Here is a 26243-nt window from a genome sequence, read left to right as displayed (position 1 = left end):
AATGGCACGTTACGGCCTGAATCCTCTCCCCGTCCATGTCCGTCCAAGATGCAACTGACCCGTGACACAGGATGGTGTGACAGAAAACGCACTCATGGCGCTGTAGAGGGTACGGGTCGCCGCGCGGCCCGTGCCGCGCGACGGCCGGGGCCTCTCCTGTGGGGGGTGGCGGCCCCGGCCGTTGCCTCGGTTGCGGCGTCGTGAGCGCGGGTTTCTCCGTCTTCACCGGTAACCCCCGCGGGGCGGCGCACGTTACGGGTTGCCGGCGCCCGGCTCGGCGGGTCTGCCCGTGCCGCCGCCCGGCCCCCCGTCCCGCCCCTTGCCCCGGTCGTCGCCCGGAGCGCCGTCCGGGCCCTGGCCCGCCTCGCGGCCCGGGTCGCCGGAGGAGCGGTTTCCGGCCGCGCCGGGCCGGCCGGTGCCCTGCCGGCCCGGGGTCGCGGAACTCCCGGGCCGCGCCGTGCCCTGTTCGAGCTCTTCCCGTTGTCCGGCGCAGTACGCCTCGACGTGCGCCGGGCCGCCCGCGGCCGCGGTGAGCCGCTTCCAGGCCGCCGACTCCAGAGCCCGGCCGCGTCCCCCCGCCCGCTCGAAGGCGCGGCAGTGGGCCTCGGTGTCCCGGGCGCTCGCGGGACGGTCCGCTTCCTCCCGGCCGGAACCGGCCTCGGGTGCGGCGGAGTCGGGGACGGCCGGGGCGGTGGCGCCCGGGGGCGCGTGGGTGCGCCCGGTGTCGCGCACGGGGCGGTCCGGTGACGAGACCGTCGCGCCGATCCCCGCGACCGCGACGCCGCTCAGGGCGAGGCCGGCGACCAGGACGGAGAGCGTGGCCTTCAGCGAGCGGCCGCCGATCCGTCGCCGACGGGCCCGCCAGTCGTCCCGGCGCCGGGTGCGCGCGCCGTGCGCCGCCGCCTCCCGGGCCGCCAGGAACGCGGCGACGGCCCGCTGTTCGGCCCCGGCGTCCACCCGGTCGCGGATCAGGGCGGCGGCGAGCAGCGCCTCCAGGCCGGCGGCGTCGACGGCCGCCCGGCCTTCGGGGACGGAGCCGGGACCGCTCCGCGCGGCCGGCGTGCCCCGGGGGTGCGCACGCCGGCGGCCGGCCCGTTCGCCGTCGCTCCGCCGTTCACCCATGTCCGTTCCCGTCCCTGCTCGGTCCTGCTCCGTCCCGCGCGGGCGCCCGGCGCTCGCGGCCCGCGCGGATCCCGTCCGGTCCGGCCGCGCGGGTGATGCCGCCCGGACCGACGGATACGTTCCGCGTGTCGGGCCTGTTCAGCGCCCGGCTCGCGGGGGCCGCCGCGGGCCGCCGGGCCCGGACGGCCCGGGCCGGGTGTCGCCGCGCCGCCCTCCGGGGCTGCCGGGCCGGCCGGTGTTCATGCCGAACCACCCAGCGTTTTCGGCGCCTCATCCGTCACACCGTCGGCGCCGAGCTGCTGCGCCAGCCGCTTCAGCCCCCGGTACGCGGCCGTCCGCACGGCACCCGGCCGCTTGCCGAGGACCCGCGCGGCGGCGGGACCGTCGAGGCCGACGACCACGCGCAGCAGTACGGCTTCCGCCTGGTCCCGCGGCAGGCCGCCGACCAGGTCCAGGGCGTACTCGGTGGACAGGGCCTCCATGGCCTGGTCGTGGGTGCTCTGCGGTCCGGGCAGGTCCAGGAGGTCCTGTTCCAGCGCCGACGCCCGGGGCCGCACCCGCTGCCGGCGCAGGTGGTCCAGTGCCCGGTGCCGGGCGATGGTCGCCGTCCAGCCCCGGAAGCCGGCCCCGTCGCCCTTGAACCTGCCCAGGTCGCGGGCGATCTCCAGCCAGGCGTCCGACATCACGTCCTCGGCGTCGTCCCCGACCAGCCCCCGCACGTAGGCGAGCAGTCCCGGCTGGACGAGCCGGTAGGCCGTGGCGAAGGCGGACTCGTCCCCCTCCTGGGCCCGCGCGACGGCCGCGCCCAGTTCCCCGTCGTACGCCTGTGTGCGGCGGGATTCCCCTCCGTGGCCCAAGAACCGTCCTCGTCCGTTCCGAGCGGGTAGCGCCTCCGACACGCTTGGCGTGAGCACGTCCGCCGGCGCTCGCACCCCCACGGTCATCAGCGTTCGGCGCGACGAATGTGTCACAGCTCGTCAGACGCCTGGTGCGGCCCGTCCGGGCCGGTGGCACCACCGGTCCGGACGGCCTCGGGGGAGGGCGGCCCGCACCGGTGACGTGCCGCCACACCCCCTGGGCCGGGCGCCGGCGGCACGGGCGCCGGGAGCGTGATCCGCCGTGACGTCGCGGTGGCGGGGGTCCGGGCGTCCGGCGTGCGCGTCCGGCCGCGCACGCCCGGCGGACCGTCCCGTCATCCCTCCTGCCCGGCCGCCCGGCGGCCGGGGCTCACGGGTTCCGTCCGTCGCCGCAGGCGTCACGGCACAGCAGGCGCAGGGACCCCTCTCCGGTGTAGCAGCGGCGGGCCTCGTCGATCGGGTCCCAGAGGCGGCCGTCCGGGGTGCGGATCCAGTGCTCCCCGCCGGAGGCCCACCACTCGGCACCGGACTGACGCGCGATCACCTCACCGGCGTAGGCGCCGAATCCGCGCAGCACCAGTTCCACGGCGGCGTACGGGGCGGCCTCGCGGCGGATGTCCTCGATCACCCGGTCGACGCTCCACAGGCTGCGCGCCGAGTAGTCGAGGCGCAGCCGTGCCCCTTCGCGCAGCGCCGCCACCGCGTCCGCCGCCCAGCGGACCGGCTTCGTCGCGGCCGAGGGCCTGGTCTCCTGCTGTGTCGTCACAGTCGTCGCAGTCGTCACACCATGAAGAGCGCTGCGGCGAACCGTTTCGTCACCCGGGTCCCGGGGGTTCTCCCAAAGGGCGCAGGACCACCCCGGGACGGTCACAGGACCTGCCGCCCGTGACGGCTTCGGCGTGCCTCAGCCGTCCCTGCGGCTGCGGCGGGACACCGCGGCGCGCAGCACCCGCCGGCCCTCCGTCGACACCTCCAGCGCACCGCGCAGCCCTGCCGGGCCGCGGGCGGCCATCAGTTCCAGGACGGCGGTCTGACGGCGCAGTTCGGCGGCGAGGAGCGGCGACAGGCCCTCCGCGGCACCCTCACGGCAGGCGTCCGCGAGCCCGGCGTCACCGGCGGCGCCGTCCAGCAGCCGGTGGATGCGCAGCGCGCCGAGGGAACACGCGTCGGCCCACTCCCGCAGCCCGGCGCCGGACAGCTCCGCGGGAGCGGTGGCGAGCATCCGCCGCGCCTCCACCGCGCACTCCCGCGCGCCGTCGACCGCCGCGTCCAGCCTGCCGCGCGTCTGCCGGAGCCGTTCGGCCCAGTCGCCGGGGGCGGCGTCCTCCGCGAGGCTGGCCCACAGCGGCCGCACCGCCTCGTCGTCGCCACCGAGCAACGGCACGCACCGATCCAAACAAGCCAACCCGCTCACGGCCAGTCCGTGCTCGTCGGCCTGCGCGATCAGTTCCACCAGGCTCATCCACGCCTCCCTCTGCGGGTCGTCACAGGCCCCCCATGAGGCCCATTACGGGCCTCATGCCTCACGGAGCCCGCATCTCCCCTTACTGCGTGCGACGGGCCGGGAGTGTCACTCGGGCACCACACCGAGCCGGTCGAGAAGGCGGAAGAAGAGGTTTTCGGCCACGGGGTCGGGGTCGGCGGTCAGTACCCGGGCCACGTCCTCCGCGGACACCGTGTGCCCCGCCTCCTCGGCCCAGAAGACCGCCCGCTCGGCGGCGTCGGCGGGCTCCAGGAAGTAGTCGTCGACCGTGAGCCCTTGCTGCCCGTCGAGATACCCGGCCATGGCGGTCCGGGCCAGGCAGGTCGTCCACGCCCCGCTCTCCGGTGACGCCGCCTCCACGACCACGCAGTCGCTGTCCATGACGTACCCGAACAGCGCGGGCGCCCCGGTCTCCCGGGCCAGGTCGTTCATGTTCCCGACGTCGCCCCCGTCACCCGGGTACTCCCACACCTGCCACCCGTCCGGCGCGGAGGTGCGCAGGGTCATGCCGCCGGACGCGCCGGCCAGCGCGTCCAGCTCGGCGAGCGGCCGCTCCCCGCGGCCCACGACGAAATACCCCCAGTAGCCCATGTGCTGGTGTTCCCCCCGGTGCGTCGGTTCGGATCACCCGAAACACCACCACAGTCGTACGGGGGTTCGCAGGCATATCCGGCAATCCGCGACCCCGTCCGGGGTGCGCCGGGGCCGGCGGGGTCAGCCCAGTTCGTCCGCCAGTGCGCGGAACTCCGCCCAGGACAGCTCGGGTTCGTCGGTGTCCCACAGCTTCTGGACCGTCGCCCGCAGCGGCATGCGGATGCCGGCCGCGATCTGCTCCTGGGTCTGGGAGCGGGGCAGGTCGCCCCAGATGGCGAAGGACCCGCCGAGGATCTGGTCGTCGTACCGCTCCGGGACGGCTGTGGTACCGCGCAGCACCAGCGGTGTCCACTGCTCGTAGATCCGCTCCCCCGTCGGGTAGACGAAGGTCAGCGGTTCCCCGAGCACGTAGTAGAGGAACTCGTCGTTGTAGTTGATCACCTGGCGGCCCTCGGCCAGGTACTCGGCCGGCTGCCGGGCTCCGATCTCCTTGCCGGTCCAGTAGGCGACCTCGATGTCCTTGTCAGCCCGCACCGACCCGCCCCGGAAGAAGCCGTCGTTCCAGGCGCGGGGCACGCGGTCGAGGGCCCGGACGGTGGCGGCCCGGTCGTTCAGCCACCCGGTGGTCAGGTCCTCGACGGTCGCGCCGGCGCCGTACTTCTTCCGCGCGGCGGCGGCCAGACCCGGGAACGACGCCTCGGGATCGGAGACCACCAGGGCCTGGTACTCGTCGGCGCCGAGGTGCCACCGCCCGCCGGGGAAGAGTCCGGCGTACTCCTTCAGCAGGTCGTCGACGATCTCCGCGGCCCCCGGCTTCGAGATGTCGATCGCGCCGCGCACGGCCCGGCCGCTCGCGTCACGCAGCTGGAGGCCGGGGTGGGCGGCGAGGACCGCGCCGAGATGCCCGGGCGAGTCGATCTCGGGGACGACGGTGATGTGCCGGGACGCGGCCAGGTCGACGATCCGCTCGACCTGCGCCTTGGTCAGGTGCTGCGCGGAGACGATCTCCGGGTGCGAGTCGGACTCGACACGGAAGCCCTGGTCGTCGGAGAAGTGCAGGCCGAGCTCGTTGAACTTCAGGTCGCCGAGCTCGCGGACGCGGTCCTCGATCCAGTCGGCGCTGTAGTGCTTGCGCGCGATGTCCAGCATCATGCCGCGCCGCTGCTTGGCCGGCTCGTCGCGCACCACGCCCTCGGGGGCGGTGCCGGCGCCCTTCGTCTCCTGCTTGAGGGTGCGGGTGCCGTAGAAGACGCCCGCCTCCGCGGGGGCGGCCACGGTCACCCGCCCGCCCCGCACGGTCATCGTGTACGACTCGGGGCCGGCGCCCGCGTCGCGGTTCAGCTCCAGCCGCAGGTCCCCGTCCCGCTCGTCGTCCTTCTCCCCCGCGTACGTCAGCCCCAGCTCGCCGGCTATCAGCCGGCCCTCGTCGGCGAGCGCCGGATCGGCCACGACCACCCGGTGCTCACGCGCGGGGCGCCAGCCCGGGCCGCGCTCCGCCGCGTGCTCGCGGACCGCGGGTATGGTGCGCGGCGCCTGCGACAGCGGGTAGGAGCGGGTGGGGCTCGGGCTTGGGCTCCGGGTGGAGGACGCCGCCGTCGAGCCCGCGGGGGAGCCGTCGTCGCCCGAGGACGCCCACAGCCCGATGCCCACGCCGGACGCGGCCACCAGCACGCCCGCGGCGACCGCCGCGACCAGGACCCGTCGCTCCCGCACCGCCCCCGCCGTCGGGCGACGTCCGTGCTGACCCTGCTGCCTGCGCTGCCTGTGCCGACTCACCCAGCCAACGTACGACCCGATCGGGTGAGAGGCGTCCACGAGCCGCTCCCAAACCCCGCCGTCCGGGTGAATTCGGGGTACCGATCGGACACGTCCCGGGCGCACTCGGTAACGTGTCGTCAGAACTCTCACAGCATCTTCCATCGACACACACGCGACGCCCACGAGGACCCACGCTGCCTGCGCACCGTCTCCCAGACCTCCCCGGCCGAGTCGCCATACCCGCACAGGCCCGCGGCGCGCCCGGCCCTCCGCCCCCGCTGGAGCGGTTCAACACCGCCCCCGCCCAGGACGCCGAGCGCGACCTGCTGGCCTGCCTGCACAGCCTGCGCTGGGCCCTGCGCGTCGCGGGGCACCGCCCCTACCCGGATCCGGCGTCCCTCCTGGCGGCCGCGGACGAGGCGGCGTACGACCTCTCCGCCAAGGAGCTCGCCGAGGCCCTGGCGGCGGAATCCCTCCCCGCCCTCCCCGAGGACACCTACAGCGCCGCCCACACCGCCCTGAGCGCGGCCCACGCCGCCTACGAGGCCAAGTTCGGACACGTGTTCGTCATCGCGCTGGACGGGGTCCCCGAGGAAGAGACCCTGGACCGCGTCCTCGAGGACATCCGGTCACGATTGGCCAACGATCCGGAGGACGAGCGGGTCATGGCGGCCGAGCAACTCCGGCGCCTGGCCAGGGAGCGGCTGCTCGGCATGCTGGGTGCGCGGGGCACCGCCCGACCGGCGGGCGACGGCCCGGCCCCCGGCAAACGCGACAAAGCCCCGCCCCGGTAGCCGTCGAGGACCGGCGCGCACCCCTTCGAGTGCAAGTTTGATCACACCGGCAGGCCCCCTGTAAGCACCGCAGGCACTCGTCGCTACCATGCTGGGGGCCGGTGGACCGTACCCGGCCGGGCCCGACCGACAAGGAAAGCCGGCGCGGCCCCGACCCCCGCTCCCGGAGGAAATTTCCGTGCCGGCTGGAACGCTGTACCGCGGCCGGGAAGGAATGTGGTCCTGGGTGGCTCATCGAGTCACCGGCGTCCTCATTTTCTTCTTCCTGTTCGTTCACGTGCTGGACACCGCTCTCGTGCGCGTGTCCCCCGAGGCCTACGACACCGTCGTGGCCACGTACAAGACGCCGATCGTCGCGCTGCTGGAGTACGGCCTCGTCGCCGCCATCCTCTTCCACGCGCTCAACGGCCTGCGTGTCATCGCCGTCGACTTCTGGGTCAAGGGCGCCCGCTACCAGAAGCAGATGCTCTGGACCGTCGTCGCCCTGTGGGCCGTGCTGATGCTCGGGGCGATCTACCCCGTCCTCGGCCACGCCGCTCGTGAACTGTTCGGGAGCTGACGCCCATGTCCACCACTGAAACCAACGCCTCGGGCGTCGGCCCCGTCGAGGGCGCCTCGCTCTACTCCGTCGACAACCCGGCGCCGGTCATCGAGCCGCCGCGCAAGCGGACCAAGAAGACCCCGAAGAGCACCCGGGGCAACTTCGAGCTGGCCGCCTGGCTGTTCATGCGCCTGTCCGGTGTCGTCCTGGTCGTCCTCGTCATCGGCCACCTGCTGATCCAGCTGGTGCTGGACGGCGGCGTCTCCAAGATCGGTTTCGCCTTCGTGGCCGGCCGCTGGGCCTCGCCGTTCTGGCAGGTCTGGGACCTGCTGATGCTGTGGCTGGCGATGCTGCACGGCGCCAACGGCCTGCGCACGGTCATCAACGACTACGCGGAGCGGCCGAACACCCGGCTGTGGCTCAAGGGCCTGCTCTACACCGCCACGGTGTTCACCATCCTGCTGGGCACGCTGGTGATCTTCACCTTCGACCCGAACATCCGCTAGGCACGGGGCTGCGAGAGATATGAAGATCCACAAGTACGACACCGTCATCGTCGGCGCCGGCGGCGCGGGCATGCGCGCGGCCATCGAGTCGACGAAGCGCAGCCGCACCGCCGTCCTGACCAAGCTCTACCCCACCCGCTCCCACACGGGCGCCGCGCAGGGCGGCATGGCCGCCGCGCTGGCCAACGTGGAGGAGGACAACTGGGAGTGGCACACCTTCGACACGGTCAAGGGCGGTGACTACCTGGTCGACCAGGACGCCGCCGAGATCCTGGCGAAGGAGGCCATCGACTCGGTCCTCGACCTGGAGAAGATGGGCCTGCCGTTCAACCGGACCCCCGACGGCACCATCGACCAGCGCCGCTTCGGCGGTCACAGCCGCAACCACGGCGAGGCCCCGGTCCGCCGGTCCTGCTACGCGGCCGACCGCACCGGCCACATGATCCTCCAGACGCTGTACCAGAACTGCGTCAAGGAGGGCGTGGAGTTCTTCAACGAGTTCTACGTCCTGGACCAGCTGATCACCGAGGTCGACGGCGTCAAGAAGTCGGCCGGCGTGGTCGCCTACGAGCTGGCCACCGGTGAGATCCACGTCTTCCAGGCGAAGGCCGTGATCTACGCCTCCGGCGGCACCGGCAAGTTCTTCAAGGTGACCTCCAACGCGCACACGCTGACCGGCGACGGCCAGGCGGCCGTGTACCGGCGCGGGCTGCCGCTGGAGGACATGGAGTTCTTCCAGTTCCACCCGACCGGCATCTGGCGCATGGGCATCCTGCTGACGGAGGGCGCCCGCGGTGAGGGCGGCATCCTCCGCAACAAGGACGGCGAGCGCTTCATGGAGAAGTACGCGCCGGTCATGAAGGACCTCGCCTCGCGTGACGTCGTCTCGCGCTCCATCTACACGGAGATCCGCGAGGGCCGCGGCTGCGGTCCCGAGGGCGACCACGTCTACCTGGACCTCACGCACCTCCCGCCGGAGCAGCTGGACGCCAAGCTGCCCGACATCACGGAGTTCGCGCGGACCTACCTCGGCATCGAGCCCTACACGGACCCGATCCCGATCCAGCCGACCGCGCACTACGCGATGGGCGGCATCCCGACCAACGTCCAGGGCGAGGTGCTGGCGGACAACACCACCGTCGTCCCCGGCCTGTACGCGGCCGGCGAGGTCGCCTGCGTGTCGGTGCACGGCGCCAACCGCCTGGGCACCAACTCGCTGCTGGACATCAACGTGTTCGGCAAGCGGGCGGGCATCGCCGCGGCGGAGTACTCCCAGAAGGCCGACTTCGTCGAGCTGCCGGAGAACCCGGAGTCCCTGGTCCTCGAGCAGATCGAGCGGCTGCGCTCCTCCACCGGCAACGAGCGGGTGGCCGAGCTCCGCCGCGAGCTGCAGGAGACCATGGACGCCAACGTCATGGTGTTCCGCACCGAGCAGACGATCAAGACGGCGGTCGAGAAGATCGCCGAGCTGCGCGAGCGCTACAAGAACGTCGCCATCCAGGACAAGGGCAAGCGGTTCAACACCGACCTGCTGGAGGCCGTCGAGCTGGGCAACCTGCTCGACCTGGCCGAGGTCATGGCCGTCTCGGCACTGGCCCGCAAGGAGTCCCGCGGCGGTCACTACCGCGAGGACTTCCCCCACCGCGACGACGTCAACTTCATGCGCCACACGATGGCGTTCCGCGAGGTCGGCGCCGACGGCACCGAGACCGTCCGTCTGGACTACAAGCCGGTCGTCCAGACCCGCTACCAGCCGATGGAGCGTAAGTACTGATGGCTACCCCTGTTCTGGACAAGGCGGACGCGGCCGGTTCCCCCGAGCCCGGTTTCGCCGACTCCCCCTACATCACCGTCACCATGCGGATCCGCCGGTTCAACCCGGAGGTCTCCGCGGAGGCGGTCTGGGAAGACTTCCAGCTGGAGATCGACCCCAAGGAGCGCGTCCTCGACGCGCTGCACAAGATCAAGTGGGATCTCGACGGCACCCTGACGTTCCGCCGTTCCTGCGCCCACGGCATCTGCGGCTCCGACGCCATGCGGATCAACGGCAAGAACCGCCTGGCGTGCAAGACGCTGATCAAGGACATCAACCCCGAGAAGCCGATCACGGTCGAGGCCATCAAGGGCCTGACGGTCCTCAAGGACCTGGTCGTGGACATGGAGCCGTTCTTCCAGGCGTACCGGGACGTGATGCCCTTCCTGATCACGAAGGAGACGAACGAGCCGACGCGCGAGCGGCTGCAGTCCGCCGAGGACCGCGAGCGCTTCGACGACACGACCAAGTGCATCCTGTGCGCCGCGTGCACGTCCTCGTGCCCGGTGTTCTGGAACGACGGGCAGTACTTCGGCCCGGCGGCCATCGTCAACGCGCACCGCTTCATCTTCGACTCGCGTGACGAGGCCGGCGAGCAGCGCCTGGAGATCCTGAACGACCGCGACGGCGTCTGGCGCTGCCGCACGACCTTCAACTGCACGGACGCCTGCCCGCGCGGCATCGAGGTCACCAAGGCGATCGCGGAAGTGAAGCGTGCGCTGATCACGCGCCGCTACTGAGGTACGCCGCCGTACGTCCGAGAGGGCCCCGTCTCCGCCGGAGACCGGGGCCCTCCGGCTGTGCCACACGTCCGGGCGCACGGGCCCGAGACGGACGTGAGGGCACACTCCGCCCCTACGGTGACGGTCTCGACGCCCACTCCCGGGAGGCACCGCGCCCCCGATCCGCGCGGCGGACCTCAGCCGCACCCCGCCGACCTGCGACGCCGGTACCCGCACCGCGCCGTGGGGCGCCCGCCCCTGGCGTTAGGCTCTCTTCCCGTGCCCGCGAAGAACGACGGCCCCGGCGACGGCGCCCCCCTCAGCAAGTCCGAGCAGACCCGCGCCCTGATCCTCCAGACGGCCATGCGGCTGTTCCAGGAGCGCGGCTACGACAAGACGACCATGCGGGCCATCGCCAAGGAGGCCGGCGTCTCCGTCGGCAACGCGTACTACTACTTCGAGGGCAAGGAGCACCTGATCCAGGGCTTCTACGACCGGATCGCCGCCGAGCACCAGGTGGCGACCCGGGAGGTCCTGGCCCGCGAGAGCGACCTGGAGGCCCGCCTCGCGGGGGTGCTGAAGGCGTGGCTGGACATCGCCACGCCGTACCACGAGTTCGCGGTGCAGTTCTTCAAGAACGCGGCCGACCCGGACAGCCCGCTCAGCCCCTTCTCCCCCGAGTCCGAGCACGCGCGCCAGGAGGCGATCAGCGTGCACCGCGCGGTGCTGGCCGGGACGAGGACCAAGGTGCCCGAGGAACTGCGCGACATCCTGCCGGAGCTGATGTGGCTGTCGCAGATGGGGCTGTGCCTCTACTGGATCTTCGACCGGACCGAGGGCCGCGAGCGCAGCTACCGGCTCGCCGAGCGGGGGGCCCGGATCACCGCGCGGGGTGTCGCCCTGGCCCGTTTCCGGGTGCTGCGGCCCCTGGTCCGGGAGGTGCACGAACTGTTCACGGAGTTCCTGCCCGGGATGACCAAGGCGCTTCCCGACCCCGCCGGGAAGGCGGCGCCCGCGGAGAAGGGGACGCCCGCGGAGAAGAGGGCGCCCGCGGAGAAGGGGGCGCCCGTCGGCGACGAGCGCCCCGGCACCGTCAGTTGACGGCGTCCACCTCACCGGGCGTCAGTTCCACGTCGTGCACCAGGGGATCCTCCGTCACCGTCACGTGTGCCGCGCGGGCGCCGTACCGGGTCGCCGTCGCCGCGAGCAGATAGGTGCCCGGGGCCGGCACGGAGACGATGTACGCGCCGTCGGCGAGGGAGACCACCCGGTCCAGCCGGCGGCCACCCGGGGTCATCAGGGCCACGTCCGCGCCCTCGACGGGCTCACCGTCGGCGGTGCGTACGAAACCGTGGACGACCGAGGGGCCGCCGTCGCGCCCGCCGGGGTCCGGCGACGGTGTTCCGGCGGCGGGCCGCGAAGCGGTGTCCTCCCGGGGCTCCACCGCCAGGTGCGGAAGCCGCTTGTCGAGTCCGGCCGGCAGCCACCAGTTGGACCGGCCGAGCAGGTGCATCACGGCCGGGACCAGCGCGGTGCGCAGGATGAACGCGTCCAGGGCGACCGCCGCGGCCAGGCCCACACCCGCCATGGCCGCCCCGTAGTCACCGCTGAGCACGAACGCGAGGAAGACGCAGACCATGATCAGGGCGGCGGAGTTGATGACCCGGCTGGTCTCCGCGAGGCCGACGCGCACCGCGCGGGCGTTGTCCCGGGTGTGCACCCACTCCTCGTGCATCCGGCTCACCAGGAACACCTGGTAGTCCATGGAGAGGCCGAACAGCAGCGACAGCATGATGATCGGCAGGAAGGACGCGATGGGGCCCTCCTGGCCGAGGCCCAGCACGTCCAGGCCGATGCCCCATTGGAAGACCGCCACGAGGACGCCGAAGGACGCCGCCGCCGCGAGCAGGTTCATCACGGCCGCCGTCAGCGGCACCACGACGGAACGGAACGCCAGCAGCAGGAGCAGGAAGCCCAGACCGATGATCGTGGCGATGAACAGCGGCAGCCGGTCGCCCGTCACCGACGCGAAGTCCTTCGACACCGCCGTCACGCCTCCGACGTGCGCCTCGGCGCCCGCCCCGGGAATGACCTCCTCGCGCAGGGTGTCGATGAGCCGGTCCGTCTCCACGTCCTGCGGTGACGTCTCGGGGATCACCTGGATGACGCTCACCCCGTTGGCGGGCGGCACCGCGGCGACCCGGGCGACCCCCTCGGTCTCCCGTACCGCCGTCACCAGGGCGTCGGACGCCTCCCCGTCCACGACCACCTGGAGGGGTCCGTTGAACCCGGGCCCGAAGCCCTCGGCGAGCAGGTCGTAGGCCTGCCGGGTGGTCAGGGAGGTGTCGTCGTTGCCCTGGTCCACGGTGCCCAGCCGCAGCGACAGCAGCGGCAGCGCGAGCGCGGCCATCAGCACGACGGCGAGCACGGCGACGGACCGCGGACGGCGTTCGACGGTGGCGGACCAGCGCGCGGCGAGACCGCTCGCCTCCCGGGCCTGCGGCCCCCGCGCCGCCGGCGCGCGGCGCTGGCGGCGGCTGAGCACCCGGTGGCCGAGCAGCCCGAGCAGCGCGGGCAGCAGGGTGACGGCGGCCAGCACGCTCAGCACGACGGTCAGCGAGGTCCCGATGACCACACCGTCCAGGAACCGCAGGTTGGTCACCAGCATCCCGGCGAGCGCGATGCACACCGTGCCGCCCGCGAACAGCACCGCCCGGCCCGACGTGTCGAGAGCAGTGACCGCCGCCTCCTCCGGATCGGCGCCGCGCAGGATGCCACGCCGGTGCCGGGTGACGATGAACAGGGCGTAGTCGATGCCCACGCCGAGCCCGATCAGCGTGGCGAGCAGCGAGGCGAGTTCGGGGACGTCGGTGACGTGGCCCATCAGCTGGGTGCCGAACATGCCGGCGCCGACGCCGAAGACGGCGACCACGATCGGCAGCAGCATCGCGAAGAGCGACCCGAAGGCCACGAACAGCACGACGGCGGCCGCGAGGATGCCCACCAGTTCGGCCGTGCCCGTCGGCGGCTCCTGCACGCGCGTGATGGCCTGGCCGCCCAGTTCCACCTGGAGCCCGTCGCGCGCGGCGCCCCGCGCGGTGTCGACGACGTCCCGCACCAGCTCCTTCGGCACGGCGTCCGCCTGCTCGGCGAACGTGACCTGCGCGTAGGCGATCCGTCCGTCCTCGCTGATCTGCGCCGCGCCCCGCTCGCCGTACGGACCCGTGACGTCGCCGACGCCGTCCATGCGCCCGATCTCCGCCAGCGCCGGCTCGATCCGGGACCGTACCGCGTCGTCGCGCACCGAACCCTCCCCGGCCTTCCACACCACGGTGTCGGTGTCGCCCGCGCGGTCCGGGAACGCCCGCTCCATCAGGTCGTACGCGCGCTTGGAGTCGGTGTCCGGGAGCGAGAACACCTCCGCGTAGTTCGTGCCCGCACTGCTCGCCGAGACCCCCAGTCCGAGCAGTGCCCCCACCCACAGCAACAGGACCACCAGCCGATGCCGATAGCACCAGCGTGCCAATGCCGCCACGTTCCAGCTCCTTCGTCGAATCGGTCGGTCCCCCAGGTCCTGGGCAGCAGGATCGGCGGCGGTGCCCGCCCGGCGACACGACTCGCGCCGGACTCTCAAGGAACTCCAAGGCGTTGACCCCCACGGCGGCATGCGGTCGCACCGATACTGGGGGCATGACGACAGCTCCCGGCACCGTGCTGGTCGTGGAGGACGAGGAGAGCATCGCGGACGTCCTCGCCATCGCCCTGCGCTACCACCGCTTCGAGGTCATGACCGCGGCCACGGTCCGGGAGGCGCTCACCCTGACCGAGCGCTTCCGCCCCGACTGCGCCCTGCTCGACGTGATGCTGCCCGACGGGGACGGCCGCGCCCTCGGCCGTGAACTGCGTGCCCGGCTCCCGGAGACGGCGCTGGTCTTCCTCACCGCACGGGACGCGCCCGCCGAGATCGTCGGCGCGCTCGGCTTCGGCGACGACTACATCACCAAGCCGTTCAACATCGACGAGGTCGTCGCCCGGATCACCGCCGTACTGCGCCGCACCCGCCCCGCCGACGTGCTGCCGCAGCGGGCTCCGCTGCGCCACGGCGACCTGGAACTGGACGAGACGACGTACTCGGTGCGCCGCGCGGGCCGTTCGGTGGAACTGACCCCCACCGAGTACGCGCTGCTGCGCTTCCTGGTGCGCAACGGCGGCCGCATCGTGCCCAAGGAGCAACTCCTGCGCCACGTCTGGCAGTACGAGCACGCGCCCGCCGAATCGACCGTCGTGGAGACCTACATCAGCTATCTGCGGCGCAAGCTCGACACCCTGGGCCCGCCGGTGATCACCACCCGGCGCGGGGTCGGGTACGGGCTGACGTGAGGCTGCCCGCGCGAAGGCCTGCTCGCATGCGGGGTGTTCACTCGCTGCGCGGCCGGCTGACCCTGGCCAACGTGGTGCTGCTGGCGCTCGGCATCGTCGCCGCCACCGTGGTGAGCGTGCTGGGCATGCGCTACTACCTGCTCGACCAGATCGACGCGGAGCTGACCCGGACCCGCGACTCGCTGGGCGGCTCCGAGCTGACGCTGCGGCAGATCGACTCCCTGAGCGTGCTGAGCTTCTTCCGCGACCGGGTGGATCCGGACTGGGAGAGGGAGGACGACCCGGACTCGATCTTCGCGGCGGTGGACGCCCGGGGCGAGCCCGTCGGCGTCCTGGGCTTCGCGCCGACCGACGCCCAGCGGGCCCTGGCGGACGCGGTGGGCGACGTGCCGGCGCTGCTGCGGGACCCGGAGCCGCGCGACGTCACCGTGCGCGGCTCCGCCTACCGGGTCACCGGCACCCGGCTCGCGGACGGCACGTACATCATGATCGCCGCGTCCACCGAGGCGGTGCACGACGTCGTCGCCAAGGCGGTCAGGTTCGACCTGGCCATCGGCACGCTGCTGCTGTCGCTGCTCGCCTGCCTGACCATGTTCAGTGTGCGGCGCCGGATGCGGTCGCTGGAGGACATGGTGGAGACGTCGTCGGCGATCGCGGAAGGCGACCTGACCCGGCGGGTGCCCTCCAGCCGGGAGACGATCCTCGAAGTGGAGCAACTGCGGCTCGCCCTCAACTCGATGCTCCAGCAGGTGGAGTCGGCGTACCGCACGCGCGAGCGCAGCGCGGCCCAGCTGCGCCGGTTCGTCGCCGACGCCTCGCACGAACTGCGCACACCGCTGGCCGCGATACGCGGCTACCTCCAGCTGTACGACCGGGGGATGCTGCGGAAGCCGGCGGAGCGCGGGCGGGCCTGGGACAGGATGATGACGGAGTCCGAGCGGATGGCCCGGCTGGTCGACGAACTGCTGCTGCTGGCCCGGCTGGACCAGCGTCCCGAACTGCGGCTGCGGAACGTGGACGTGTGCCGGCTGGTGCGGGACGCGGCGGAGGACGTGCGGGCGCAGCAGCCGGAGCGTCCGGTGACCGTGGACGCCGGCGGCTCGGTGCTGGTGCGCGCGGACGAGGCCGGGCTGCGGCAGGTCCTGGGCAACCTGCTCGGCAACGTGCGCACGCACACCCCGGCCGACGTACCGGTGCGGCTGGGGGTGGTCCGCGAGGACGGGGAGGTGCGGCTGTCCGTGACGGACGACGGGCCCGGGCTCGCGCCCGAGGACGCGGCCCGGGTCTTCGACCGTTTCTTCCGGGTGGGCGGGGGCGCGGGGAGCGGTCTGGGCATGGCGATCGTGCAGGGGGTCGTGCGGGCGCACGGCGGCGAGGTGACGGTGAGCACGGCACCGGGCGAGGGCCTGACCGTCACCGTGACACTCCCGAACCGCCCCGCACCGGAGCCGACGGCGCCCCGGACACCCGGGGCCGCCGACGCCGGACGGCCCCGGGCTCACGCGCCCGGCACCGCACACGTCAGCACCCCGGACCCTCCGGCCCGGTGAGGCCGGGCGGCCCCCCGGCGTACACGGCAGCGCCCGGCACCGGACACGACGGCGGTCCGGGCGGACGGGGGCCGCCGGGCCGGGCTCAGGCGGAGGCGTCCGGTTCCGCTGCCGTGAGTTCCGCGACGCGTGCGGTGCCCGCGACGAGCGCGGTGAGCCGGTCGAGGGCCTCACGGTGCGGTGCCCCTCACGCCTCCCGCGAGGCGAGCTCGATCACCGTGACGTCCGACGGCGCTCCCACCCGGGTGGGCGGCCCCCACGCACCCGCTCCCCGGCTGACGTACAACTGCGTGTCCCCGTAGCGCTCCAGGCCCGCCAGCGTCGGGTTGGCCGCAGCGGCGAGCAGGCTCGCGGGCCACAGCTGTCCCCCGTGCGTGTGACCGGACAACTGCAGGTCGACCCCGTGGTCCACGGCGTCATGGATCTGCACGGGCTGGTGGGCCATCAGCACGCACGCCCGTTCCCGGTCCCGGTCCCCCAACGCCCGCTGGTAGTCCGGCCCCTGGCCCTCGTCCTCCCCGGCCACGTCGTTGACCCCGGCCAGGTCGAAGTACGGCAGTTCCCTGCGCGCGTTCTCCAGCGGGGTCAGTCCGAGCCGCCGCACCTCCTCGACCCACTGCCCGGCACCCGAGAAGTACTCGTGGTTGCCGGTGACGAAGAACGACCCGTGCCGTGCCCTCAGCTGCGCCAGCGGGGCCGCGGCCGGCCCGAGATCCTTCACGTCACCGTCCACGAGGTCCCCGACGACCGCGATCAGGTCCGGCTGGGTCGAGTTGATCGTGTCGACGACCTTCTGCGCGAACCCCCGCCCCAGCACCGGCCCCAGGTGGATGTCGCTGACCACCGCGATGCGGTAGCCGTGCGCCGCGCGGGGCAGCTTGGCCAGGGGCACGGTGACCCGCTTCACCCGCGGCCCGCGCAGCACCCCGTACGTCCCGTAACCCACCGTCCCCACGGCCGCCGCGGCGGCGGCCCCGCCGACGACCCGGGAGACGAAGAGCCGGCGCGAGGGCCCGGCCGCCGGAGCCGGAACCTCCGGCACCGCGGGGGCTTCTCCCCCGTCCGGTCCCGCACCCGGTCCGGCATCCGGTCCGGCGTCCGTCCCGGTGTCCCGCACCGGGCCCGCCCCCTTGCCCACGGATATGGCCTCCGGCTTCGCGGGCTGGTCCGCCGGCACCGCCGTCGCCCCCGCGGCCCGGTCCCGCCGCTGGAGAACCCTGCGCAGCACCGGCCGCACCAGCTCACCCGCGAGCACCGCCAACAGCAGGTACAGGGACAGCGCAAGCCACAGATAACCGGGCCAGGCCAGCACCTGCTGGAGCCAGAAGGGCGCCCCGGACCGCGAGACGGCGAACGCGCCGAAGGTCAGCGCCCAGCCTCCGGCGATCAGCACCGCACCGGCGCGGCGCACGGCGCCCGGGCCCCGTGTGGTGTCCCGGAACAGGCGCCGCCACACGTACCAGTTGCCCGTGACCAGGACGGCCAGGACCAGGAGCGCGACGAGTACAAAGACAACGATGGCCACGGTGCGGTGTTCCCCTGCTTTCCGTTACGACGTCGTCCGTGACGTCCGGCTCAATGCGCGCAGTCCGCGCAACCCGATGCCCCCGATGACCGTCCCCCATATGAAGGAGACGACGGCCAGCGTCAGATGAACGAAGAAGTACGCCGTCGGATTCCCGTTTTCGAACGCGAGCCCGCTGCTGTCCTTGACCAGGTTCTTGACGAAAGTGATCCAGATGATCCAGCTCCACACCCCGAAGGTGAGCAGGAACCAGGAGACGGGGCGGCTGAGCTTCACCGAACAAGACCTTTCATCGCGGTACCGGGCTCCCGCGGGCGGCCGGGGGTCCAGGGGTTGTCCCCCGGGTGAGCACGGCATACGTCCAGTATCACCGGCCCCTGTCCGGTTCCTTTCCGGGGGTGGCGACCGGGGCGGGACATCCTCCGATGTGGCATGTACGTTTCCGTCCGTGCCCGCACCCAAGAACACCGTCCGGCGCTCCCTGCTGGTCGCCACCACGGTCCTGCTGTCCACCGCGCTGACCGCGCCCGTCGCCCTGGCGGCCCCCAAACCCCCGGCGACACCCTCGGCCACGCCCCCGGCCGCGATGTCCACGGTGGGCGGCGCGCGGCTCGGGCAGCCGGGCACGCAGGTCAACCTGGCGAGCGGGGTGCCGGTCCTGCCGAAGGAGCTGTCCGCCCGGTCCTGGATCGTCGCCGACGCCGAGTCCGGCGAGGTGCTCGCCGCGCACAACGCGCACTGGCGGCTGGCCCCGGCGAGCACCCTGAAGATGCTGTTCGCGGACACGCTGCTGCCGAAGTGGCCCAAGACGACGGAGCACCGGGTCGAGGTCTCCGACCTGGCCGGGGTCGGTTCCGGTTCCAGCATGGTCGGGATCAAGGAGGAGGAGACGTACACGGTCCACGAACTGTGGCAGGGTGTCTTCCTCCGCTCCGGCAACGACGCGGTGCACGTGCTGGCGGCGATGAACGGCGGCGTGGAGAACACCGTCCGGGAGATGAACGCGCACGCCGACGAACTCCAGGCGTTCGACACCCAGGTGGTCAGCCCGGACGGCTACGACGCCGAGGGGCAGGTCTCGTCCGCGTACGACCTGACGCTGATCGCCCGTTCGGGGCTGCAGAAGAAGGACTTCCGGGAGTACGCCTCGACGGTCCGGGCGAAGTTCCCCGGCGAGACGAAGAAGGACAAGAAGGGCAAGCAGGTCCGGGGGTCCTTCGAGATCCAGAACACCAACCGGCTGCTGAGCGGAGCCTCCGACGTGCCCGTCTACCAGGGCATAGCCGGTGTGAAGAACGGCAACACCACCAACGCCGGCGCGACCTTCACCGGTGTCGCCGAGCGGGGCGGCAAGGTGCTGCTGGTCACCGTGATGAACCCGGAGAAGGACGAGTCCAACGGGGTCTACAAGGAGACCGCGCGGCTCCTGGACTGGGGCTTCCAGGCGGCCGGCAAGGTCGAACCGGTCGGGGAGCTGGTGCCGCCGAAGAGCGCCGTCCAGGCCGGCGCGCAGCCGGGTCCGTCCGCCTCCCCCGGTGAGGCCGGAGGTGCCGTGGCCGGGTCGCAGCCGGTGGCGAGCGCCCCGGCGGGCGGCGGGACCGACGGCATCGGGGTCGCGCTGGGCATCACGGGCGGGGTGCTGGTGCTGCTCGCCGGCGGTGGGTTCCTGGTCAACCGGCGCTGGCCGCTGCCGGACCTGGTGCGCCGCCGCCCGCGTCCGTGACCGGGGCCTCCCCGGCCCCCTCGTCCCGCTTGCCGGGCGTCGCCGTCCACGCGGCGCAGAACAGGACCAGCTTCGTGGTGAAGTTGATCCACAGCAGCAGGGCCACGGGGACGCCGAACGCCCCGTACATGCTCTTCGCGGCCACGCCCTGCACATAGCCGCTGAGCAGCAGCTTGAGCAGTTCGAAACCGACCGCGCCGGTGAGCGCGGCGACGGTCAGCCGGTGCCGGGTGGGTTCGACGCCGGGCAGCAGGGTGAGGACGTACAGCAGGAGCAGGAAGTCGGCGCCCACGGCGACGGCGAACGCCGTGACGTGCAGGACGACACCGCCCCAGCCGCCCTTCTCCAGGCCGATGGCGTCGCTGATCCGGCCGACCAGGGCGGAGGCGACGGCGGAGGCGACGAGGGTGAGCAGGAGCGCGCCGCCGAGCCCGGCGAGGACGCCCGTGTCCTTGCCCTTGCGCACGAAGGGGTTCTCCTCCTCGTCGGGCAGTTCCCACACCGCGCGCAGGCAGTCGCGCATGGCACCGGCCCAGCTGACACCGGTGAAGAACAGGGCGGCACCGGCGATCAGGCCGACGGTGCCGGCGTTCTGCACCAGGTCGCCGATCTGGTCGGAGATGCCGGGCACCTGGTCGGCGATCCTGCGCTGGAGGGCCTTCTGCTGGTCCTGGCCGAGGGTGGCGGCGCCGATCGCGGCCGCGACGGTGAGCAGCGGGAACAGCGCGACGAAACTGCGGAACGTCATCGCCGCGGCCAGCCGTGTCCAGTGCACCCGGTCCAGGCGCTCGAACGACCGCCAGGCGTGGGTGCGCATCGCCCTCGTCACCCACGGCCCCACGCCCGGGAGCTTTTTCAGCCAGTCCATGAGCGGACTCTGCCCGCATTGCGGAAGACCAATGTCCTCGTGCCCCAGAACCGGACACCGGTGGCCAGTGCCATGCCGACCACGGCACCGGAGACCGTGTCCGCGCGCTGCGAGGTGAGGCCGAGCCCGTAGTGGCTGACGGCCAGGCAGAGCAGCTGGACGGCGGCACCGGCGAGGTTGACCGCGAAGAACATGGCGTAGGGGCGGGCACCGCGCACCCGCGTCGCGCGGTACGTGCCGCGCGCGTTGCCCGCGTAGGCGACCGTGCAGCCGGCGACGAAGGAGAGGGCCTTGGCGGTGAGCGGGTCGAGTCCGCCGGGCCCGCGCAGGTACACGAAGAGGGCGAGGTCGACGGCGTAGGCGAGCAGACCGGCGGTGGCGAAGCCGACGAGCTCCCGCCGGTGCCGGAGCAGCCGGTCCCTCACCAGTCGGCCACCGCCAGGGCGTACATCGCCGCCCACACCACGCCGATCAGGGCGAGCGCGCGGTCGCCGAGGACCACCTCCTCCGGCTCGCCGGCGGTCCCCCGGTCGGCGAAGACGGCGTAGCGCAGGACGGCGAGGACGAAGGCGACCACGGAGAGCTGCCGCCAGGGCAGCAGCCCGGTGTGGTGCGCGCCGCCGTCCTCCAGGGCCCACAGGCAGTAGCCGATGACGGCGACGGCGGCCGCGAGCTGCCACACGAAGCGCAGGTAGCCGGTGGTGTACTCGGTGAGCAGCGCGCGGGTGGCGCCCTCCTTCCCCGCCAGCTGCACGGCCTCGGAGTAGCGCTTGGCCGCGACCATGAACAGCGCCCCGAACCCGGTGGTGATCAGGAACCAGCGCGAGAGGGGAATGCCGAGGGCGAGCCCGCCGACCACCGCGCGCATCACGAAACCGGTGGTGACGACGACGAGATCGACGACGAGGACGTGCTTGAGGCTGACGCAGTACGCCAGTTGCATGACGAGGTAGGCGGTCAGCAGCGCCGCGACCTCCGGCGGGCACAGCCGGGCCGCGACGACCGGCGCGAGGACGCCGAGGACCACGCCGGCGGTGTAGGCGACGGGTACCGGGACCTGTCCGGCGGCGACGGGGCGGCGGCACTTGGTGGGGTGGGCGCGGTCGGCCTCGGCGTCGCGGGCGTCGTTGACCAGGTAGACGGCGGCGGCGCAGGCCGTGAAGAGGACGAAGACCAGGGCGAGCGTGGCCGGGGCGCCGGCGGAGAACAGTTCACCGGCGGCGGCCGGGGCGGCGATCACCAGGACGTTCTTGACCCACTGCTTGGGGCGCGCGGTCCTGAGCAGGCCCGTGAGGAGACCGCCCCCGGAGGGGGGCGGTGCCTGGCGCTGACCGGTGCTCTCGTGCAGGAGCGCGGTGTCGGTCACGCGGGGCCTCCCGCCATCCAGCGGGCGCCGAGCCGTGCGGTGAGCGCGCCCAGGGCGGCGCCGGCCGCCACGTCCGAGGGGTAGTGGACGCCGGCCACCAGACGGGAGACGCACACGGCGGCGGCCAGCGGGGGCACCGCGCGGGCGCCCAGCGCGCCGAAGGCGACGGCGGCGGCCGCGGCGGAGGTGGCGTGCGAGCTGGGGAAGGAGTGCCGGCCGACGGTGCCGACCAGGGGTTCCACATGGGTGGGGCGGGGGCGGCGCACGATCCGTTTCACCCCCATGCTGACGGCGTGGGCGCCCGCGGTGAGGGCGGTGCCGCGCAGCCAGGCCGCCCGCCGCGGACGGTCCACGACGGCTCCGGTGAGGCCGGCCGCGAGCCACAGCGCACCGTGCTCCCCCGCCCAGGACAGGGCGCGCGCGGCCCCGGCCACGCGGGGGTCCGTGCCGCACGCTCTGAGCGCGGCGACGATCCGGTGGTCCATGCCGTGGAGACCGCGGGGGCGCGGGAGGTCGTGGTGGTCGTCCATGTGGACCCACTGTTCACCCTGGGCGGGCCGGAATTCCGCCACTTCGGAGCGACATCCCATTAATCACCCGTTCCGGGGACGGCGGTGACGTTTCAAAACCAATGGGGCACAGGGGGGCGATACGGTCGCCGTCATGTGCGCCGACACGGTTTCCGTCACGGGATGGGGCCGCACCGCTCCCACCACCGCCCGGCTGGTCCGCCCCCGGACGTACGAGGAGGCCGCGCTGGCCGTCCGGGAGTGCGGGGCCCGGGGAGGCATCCCGCGGGGCCTGGGGCGGGCGTACGGGGACGCGGCGCAGAACGCGGGCGGCGCGGTGCTCGACATGACGGGCCTGGACCGCGTCCACGCGATCGACGCCGACGGCGGCACCGTGCTGTGCGACGCGGGCGTCTCCCTGCACCGGCTGATGGAGGTGCTGCTGCCGCTGGGCTGGTTCGTGCCGGTGACGCCCGGCACCCGCTACGTGACGGTCGGCGGGGCGATCGGCGCCGACATCCACGGCAAGAACCACCACGTCTCCGGTTCCTTCTCCCGCCACGTGCTCTCCCTGGAACTGCTCACCGCCGACGGCGAGGTCCGTACGGCCGTTCCGGGCACACCGCTGTTCGAGGCGACCGCGGGCGGCATGGGCCTGACCGGGGTGATCCTCACCGCGACGATCCGGCTCCAGCCCGTCGAGACCTCGCTGATGTCCGTCGACACCGAACGCGCGGACGACCTCGACGACCTGATGGCCCGTCTCGCCGACACCGACCACCGCTACCGCTACTCGGTCGCCTGGATCGACCTCCTCGCCCGCGGCCGGGCCACCGGCCGCGCGGTGCTCACCCGCGGCGACCACGCGCCGCTGGACGCCCTGCCGCGCGGCACCCGCGCACGCCGCGACCCCCTGTCCTTCCGCACCTCCCGCCTGCCGGCCGCCCCCTCCTTCGTCCCGGAGGGCCTGCTCAGCCGCACCACCGTGGGCCTGTTCAACGAGCTCTGGTACCGCAAGGCGCCCCGCTCGCGGACCGGGCAGCTCCAGCGGATCCCGGCGTTCTTCCACCCCCTGGACGGGGTGCCGCACTGGAACCGGGTGTACGGCCGGGGCGGCTTCGTCCAGTACCAGTTCGTCGTCGGGCACGACCGGGAGGACGCCCTGCGGCGGATCGTGCACCGGATCTCCGAGCGGCGCTGCCCGTCCTTCCTCGCGGTTCTCAAGCGCTTCGGCGACGCCGACCCGGGCTGGCTGTCGTTCCCCCTGCCGGGCTGGACCCTCGCCCTGGACATCCCGGCAGCCCTGCCCGGCCTGGGCGGCTTCCTCGACGAACTCGACGAGGAGGTCGCGGACGCCGGCGGGCGCGTCTACCTCGCCAAGGACTCCCGGCTGCGCCCGGAACTCCTCGCCGCCATGTACCCCCGTCTGGGTGACTTCCGCGCGCTGCGCGCCGAACTGGACCCGCGCGGGGTGTTCACCTCCGACCTGTCCCGCCGGCTCCACCTCTGAAACCGTCGACCCCTTCTGACAAGGAGCTGCCGTGAAGGACGCCTTCGGCCTCCCCCAGTCCCTGCTCGTCCTCGGCGGCACGTCCGAGATCGCGCTCGCCACCGCGCGGCGGCTGATCGCCCGCCGCACCCGCACGGTGTGGCTCGCCGGCCGCCCCTCCCCCGGCCTGGACGAGGCCGCGGACCAGTTGCGCGGACTCGGCGCCGAGGTGCGCACCGTCGCCTTCGACGCGCTCGACCCCGCCGCCCACGAGGACGCCCTCGGCAAGGTCTTCGCCGACGGCGACATCGACATGGTGCTGCTCGCCTTCGGCACCCTGGGCGACCAGGCGCACGACGAACGGGACCCGCGGGCGGCGGTGCGGGTCGCGCAGACCAACTACACCGGCGCGGTCTCGGCGGGCCTGGTGTGCGCTGGCGCCCTCCAGGCACAGGGCCACGGCTCGCTGGTGGTGCTGTCGTCCGTGGCGGGCGAGCGGGCCCGCCGCGCGAACTTCATCTACGGCTCCAGCAAGGCCGGCCTGGACGCCTTCGCCCAGGGCCTCGGTGACGCCCTGTACGGCACGGGCGTGCACGTCATGGTCGTGCGCCCCGGATTCGTGCGGACGCGGATGACGGCCGGGCTGCCCGAGGCGCCGCTGGCGACCACCCCGGAGGCGGTCGCGGCGGCCGTGGAGCTGGGACTGCGGCGCCGGGCGGAGACGGTGTGGGTGCCGGGGGCGCTGCGCATGGTGATGTCGGCGCTGCGGCATCTGCCGCGCGGGGTGTTCCGGCGGCTGCCGGTGTGAGAGCCGGGGGCGGCCGGCGGCCTCAGTGCGCGGAGACCGAGCCCAGGTCCGCGCGTCCGGTCTGCGGCGGCACCACGAGGGAGCCGAAGGGGAAGTCGCGCAGCTTGCGCCACACCCCGTCGGCGCCCTGCTCGTAGAGCGCGAAGCCGGTGCACGCCCACCGGGCCTCGTAGTCGGCGAGCTCCTGGTAGGCGCGGTCCATGGCCGCCTCGTCGATCCCGTGCGCCACGGTGACGTGCGGGTGGTAGGGGAACTGCAGCTCGCGCGCCATCGGGCCGGAGGCGGACCGGACCTGCTTCTGCAGCCAGGTGCACGCCGCGCCGCCCTCGACGACCTGGACGAACACCACCGGCGTCAGCGGCCGGAAGGTGCCGGTGCCGGACAGCCGCATGGGGAACGGGCGGGCGGCCGCGGCGACCTCGCCGAGGTGCGTCTCTACGGCCGCGAGGTCGGTGTCGCCGACCTCCGTCGGCGGCAGCAGGGTGACGTGCGTGGGGATGCCGTGGGCCGCGGCGTCGCCGAAGCCCGCGCGCAGCTGCTGAAGCCGGCTGCCGTGAGGCTCCGGGACCGCGATCGACACGCCGATCGTTACGGTCCCCACGTCGTCTCCTGTCGTTGTGGTGGTGAAGCGTGGTGGTGATGCCCGGGGTGACCGCCGGGGCGGTCACCCTGTCATCGACTGTACGACCACGACCCGGATGCGGGCAGGCGCAAGCGGAGTGATGTGCAGCGCTGTGCGGTGGTACGGATCGCGACCGTGGGCCGGTTCAGCGCCGGTTCAGTGCTTGGCGGGCAGGAAGCCGACCCGCTCGTACGCCTGGGCGAGGGTCTCCGCGGCGACCGCGCGGGCCTTCTCCGCGCCCTTGGCCAGGACCGAGTCGAGGGTCTCGGGGTCGTCGAGGTACTGCTGGGTGCGCTCCTTGAACGGGGTCACGAAGTCGACCATGACCTCGGCGAGGTCCGTCTTGAGCGCGCCGTAGCCCTTGCCGGCGTACCTCTCCTCCAGTTCGGGGATGCCGGTGCCGGTGAGGGTCGAGTAGATCGTGAGCAGGTTGCTCACACCGGGCTTGTCCACGACGTCGTAGCGGATCACCGTGTCGGTGTCGGTGACCGCGCTCTTCACCTTCTTGGCGGTCGTCCTCGGCTCGTCCAGGAGGTTGATGAGGCCCTTCGGCGTGGACGCCGACTTGCTCATCTTGACCGTCGGGTCCTGGAGGTCGTAGATCTTCGCCGTCTCCTTGAGGATGTACGGCTTCGGCATCGTGAAGGTCTGGCCGAACCGTCCGTTGAACCGGTCGGCGAGGTCACGGGTGAGCTCGATGTGCTGGCGCTGGTCCTCGCCCACCGGCACCTCGTCGGCCTGGTAGAGCAGGATGTCCGCGACCTGCAGGATCGGGTAGGTGAACAGCCCGACGGAGGCGCGGTCGGCGCCCTGCTTGGCGGACTTGTCCTTGAACTGCGTCATGCGGGAGGCCTCGCCGAAGCCGGTGAGGCAGTTCATGACCCAGGCGAGCTGGGCGTGCTCCGGCACGTGGCTCTGGACGAAGAGCGTGCAGCGGTCCGGGTCGAGGCCGGCGGCCAGCAGCTGGGCCGCGGCGAGCCGGGTGTTGGCGCGCAGCACGTCCGGATCCTGCGGGAGCGTGATCGCGTGCAGGTCGACGACCATGTAGAACGCGTCGTGGGTCTCCTGGAGGGCCACCCACTGGCGGACGGCGCCGAGGTAGTTGCCGAGGTGGAACGAGCCTGCGGTGGGCTGGATTCCGGAGAGCACACGAGGTCGGTCAGTCGCCATGCCCACCATTCTCTCAGGTCCCGGGAGGCGGTCCGGAACCGAC

The 26243-nt window shown here is 73.0% G+C and carries 26 protein-coding genes; 11 read left to right on the top strand and 15 right to left on the bottom strand.

From position 1 onward, the window contains the following. Positions 1-252: 252 nt before the first annotated feature. From IE172_RS29515 to IE172_RS29490, 6 genes are all read right to left on the bottom strand, one after another. The gene (locus IE172_RS29515) at positions 253-1122 is read right to left on the bottom strand and encodes a hypothetical protein (protein WP_190100386.1); all 870 of its coding nucleotides are present in this window, start codon (positions 1120-1122) and stop codon (positions 253-255) included. A gap of 239 nt (positions 1123-1361) precedes the next feature. Next, a complete protein-coding gene (locus IE172_RS29510) occupies positions 1362-1979 on the bottom strand; it encodes an RNA polymerase sigma factor (RefSeq protein ID WP_190100385.1) in 618 nt (205 codons plus the stop codon). A gap of 370 nt (positions 1980-2349) precedes the next feature. Then, complete coding sequence (locus IE172_RS29505; RefSeq protein ID WP_190100384.1) at positions 2350-2745, bottom strand: hypothetical protein; 396 nt, start codon at positions 2743-2745, stop codon at positions 2350-2352. Between the two features lie 138 nt (positions 2746-2883). Next, complete coding sequence (locus tag IE172_RS29500) at positions 2884-3441, bottom strand: hypothetical protein (RefSeq protein WP_190100383.1); 558 nt, start codon at positions 3439-3441, stop codon at positions 2884-2886. Positions 3442-3549: 108 nt separating this feature from the next. Further along, the gene (locus IE172_RS29495) at positions 3550-4053 is read right to left on the bottom strand and encodes a hypothetical protein (protein WP_190100382.1); all 504 of its coding nucleotides are present in this window, start codon (positions 4051-4053) and stop codon (positions 3550-3552) included. 123 nt (positions 4054-4176) lie between these two features. After that, positions 4177-5751 carry a beta-N-acetylhexosaminidase gene (locus IE172_RS29490; protein ID WP_190100431.1) on the bottom strand — a complete coding sequence of 525 codons (1575 nt, stop codon included), beginning with the start codon at positions 5749-5751 and terminating at the stop codon, positions 4177-4179. A 194-nt stretch (positions 5752-5945) separates the two neighbouring features. On the opposite strand from IE172_RS29490, the gene IE172_RS29485 reads away from it, so the two are divergent. From IE172_RS29485 to IE172_RS29460, 6 genes are all read left to right on the top strand, one after another. Continuing rightward, positions 5946-6608 carry a 2-oxo-4-hydroxy-4-carboxy-5-ureidoimidazoline decarboxylase gene (locus IE172_RS29485; protein WP_403382056.1) on the top strand — a complete coding sequence of 221 codons (663 nt, stop codon included), beginning with the start codon at positions 5946-5948 and terminating at the stop codon, positions 6606-6608. 178 nt (positions 6609-6786) lie between these two features. Continuing rightward, positions 6787-7167 carry a succinate dehydrogenase, cytochrome b556 subunit gene (gene sdhC, locus IE172_RS29480; RefSeq protein WP_189558301.1) on the top strand — a complete coding sequence of 127 codons (381 nt, stop codon included), beginning with the start codon at positions 6787-6789 and terminating at the stop codon, positions 7165-7167. A gap of 5 nt (positions 7168-7172) precedes the next feature. Next, positions 7173-7655, top strand: a complete 483-nt coding sequence (locus tag IE172_RS29475; protein ID WP_189558302.1) for a succinate dehydrogenase hydrophobic membrane anchor subunit — start codon at positions 7173-7175, stop codon at positions 7653-7655. Between the two features lie 19 nt (positions 7656-7674). Next, positions 7675-9429, top strand: a complete 1755-nt coding sequence (sdhA, locus tag IE172_RS29470; RefSeq protein WP_190100381.1) for a succinate dehydrogenase flavoprotein subunit — start codon at positions 7675-7677, stop codon at positions 9427-9429. Beyond that, entirely contained in the window at positions 9429-10208 is a 780-nt protein-coding gene (locus tag IE172_RS29465) for a succinate dehydrogenase iron-sulfur subunit (protein ID WP_190100380.1), read from the top strand. The genes sdhA and IE172_RS29465 overlap by 1 nt, the downstream gene beginning before the upstream one ends. Before the next feature lie 261 nt (positions 10209-10469). Then, a complete protein-coding gene (locus IE172_RS29460) occupies positions 10470-11291 on the top strand; it encodes a TetR/AcrR family transcriptional regulator (protein ID WP_190100379.1) in 822 nt (273 codons plus the stop codon). On the opposite strand, the gene IE172_RS29455 is transcribed toward IE172_RS29460, so the two are convergent. Then, positions 11284-13716 carry an MMPL family transporter gene (locus IE172_RS29455; protein ID WP_190100429.1) on the bottom strand — a complete coding sequence of 811 codons (2433 nt, stop codon included), beginning with the start codon at positions 13714-13716 and terminating at the stop codon, positions 11284-11286. The genes IE172_RS29460 and IE172_RS29455 overlap by 8 nt on opposite strands. 164 nt (positions 13717-13880) lie before the next feature. On the opposite strand from IE172_RS29455, the gene IE172_RS29450 reads away from it, so the two are divergent. Both IE172_RS29450 and IE172_RS29445 read left to right on the top strand, forming a co-directional pair. Next, positions 13881-14570, top strand: a complete 690-nt coding sequence (locus IE172_RS29450; RefSeq protein WP_190100378.1) for a response regulator transcription factor — start codon at positions 13881-13883, stop codon at positions 14568-14570. A gap of 26 nt (positions 14571-14596) precedes the next feature. Then, positions 14597-16120 carry a sensor histidine kinase gene (locus IE172_RS29445; protein ID WP_190100377.1) on the top strand — a complete coding sequence of 508 codons (1524 nt, stop codon included), beginning with the start codon at positions 14597-14599 and terminating at the stop codon, positions 16118-16120. A 187-nt stretch (positions 16121-16307) separates the two neighbouring features. Here the strand turns inward: IE172_RS29445 and IE172_RS29440 are convergent, their stop codons facing one another. Together IE172_RS29440 and IE172_RS29435 are read right to left on the bottom strand one after the other, a co-directional pair. Beyond that, the gene (locus tag IE172_RS29440; RefSeq protein ID WP_229886553.1) at positions 16308-17645 is read right to left on the bottom strand and encodes a metallophosphoesterase; all 1338 of its coding nucleotides are present in this window, start codon (positions 17643-17645) and stop codon (positions 16308-16310) included. Between the two features lie 24 nt (positions 17646-17669). Continuing rightward, positions 17670-17921: an SCO4848 family membrane protein gene (locus IE172_RS29435; protein ID WP_190100376.1), complete on the bottom strand. Its 252-nt coding sequence runs from the start codon at positions 17919-17921 to the stop codon at positions 17670-17672. 172 nt (positions 17922-18093) lie between these two features. Between IE172_RS29435 and IE172_RS29430 the strand changes: the two genes are divergently transcribed. Further along, positions 18094-19368, top strand: a complete 1275-nt coding sequence (locus IE172_RS29430; protein ID WP_229886551.1) for a D-alanyl-D-alanine carboxypeptidase family protein — start codon at positions 18094-18096, stop codon at positions 19366-19368. Here the strand turns inward: IE172_RS29430 and IE172_RS29425 are convergent. From IE172_RS29425 to IE172_RS29410, 4 genes are read right to left on the bottom strand one after another with little or no spacing between them, the layout of a single operon-like run. Further along, positions 19316-20236, bottom strand: a complete 921-nt coding sequence (locus tag IE172_RS29425; RefSeq protein WP_190100374.1) for a YihY/virulence factor BrkB family protein — start codon at positions 20234-20236, stop codon at positions 19316-19318. The two genes, IE172_RS29430 and IE172_RS29425, sit on opposite strands and share 53 nt — an antisense overlap. Then, positions 20224-20661 (bottom strand): GtrA family protein, encoded by a 438-nt coding sequence (locus IE172_RS29420; protein WP_229886549.1) that lies wholly within the window; start codon positions 20659-20661, stop codon positions 20224-20226. The genes IE172_RS29425 and IE172_RS29420 overlap by 13 nt, the downstream gene beginning before the upstream one ends. Beyond that, positions 20658-21602: a decaprenyl-phosphate phosphoribosyltransferase gene (locus IE172_RS29415; RefSeq protein ID WP_190100373.1), complete on the bottom strand. Its 945-nt coding sequence runs from the start codon at positions 21600-21602 to the stop codon at positions 20658-20660. Before IE172_RS29415 ends, IE172_RS29420 begins: the two co-directional genes overlap by 4 nt. Further along, complete coding sequence (locus IE172_RS29410) at positions 21599-22132, bottom strand: phosphatase PAP2 family protein (protein ID WP_190100372.1); 534 nt, start codon at positions 22130-22132, stop codon at positions 21599-21601. Before IE172_RS29410 ends, IE172_RS29415 begins: the two co-directional genes overlap by 4 nt. 133 nt (positions 22133-22265) lie before the next feature. On the opposite strand from IE172_RS29410, the gene dprE1 reads away from it, so the two are divergent. Then, positions 22266-23621: a decaprenylphosphoryl-beta-D-ribose oxidase gene (gene dprE1, locus IE172_RS29405; protein ID WP_190100371.1), complete on the top strand. Its 1356-nt coding sequence runs from the start codon at positions 22266-22268 to the stop codon at positions 23619-23621. Between the two features lie 31 nt (positions 23622-23652). Then, on the top strand, positions 23653-24408 hold the full coding sequence (dprE2, locus tag IE172_RS29400; protein WP_190100370.1) for a decaprenylphospho-beta-D-erythro-pentofuranosid-2-ulose 2-reductase: 756 nt from the start codon (positions 23653-23655) through the stop codon (positions 24406-24408). Positions 24409-24430: 22 nt separating this feature from the next. Here dprE2 and IE172_RS29395 read toward each other — a convergent pair whose 3' ends face one another. Together IE172_RS29395 and trpS are read right to left on the bottom strand one after the other, a co-directional pair. After that, the gene (locus IE172_RS29395; RefSeq protein ID WP_190100369.1) at positions 24431-25009 is read right to left on the bottom strand and encodes a 2'-5' RNA ligase family protein; all 579 of its coding nucleotides are present in this window, start codon (positions 25007-25009) and stop codon (positions 24431-24433) included. 177 nt (positions 25010-25186) lie between these two features. Continuing rightward, on the bottom strand, positions 25187-26200 hold the full coding sequence (gene trpS, locus IE172_RS29390) for a tryptophan--tRNA ligase (protein ID WP_190100368.1): 1014 nt from the start codon (positions 26198-26200) through the stop codon (positions 25187-25189). Positions 26201-26243: the final 43 nt, after the last annotated feature.

The organism is Streptomyces griseoflavus (genome assembly GCF_014649995.1).
In the GTDB taxonomy this organism is placed as follows: domain Bacteria; phylum Actinomycetota; class Actinomycetes; order Streptomycetales; family Streptomycetaceae; genus Streptomyces; species Streptomyces griseoflavus.
This window is presented reverse-complemented; position numbering and strand designations above follow the sequence as displayed.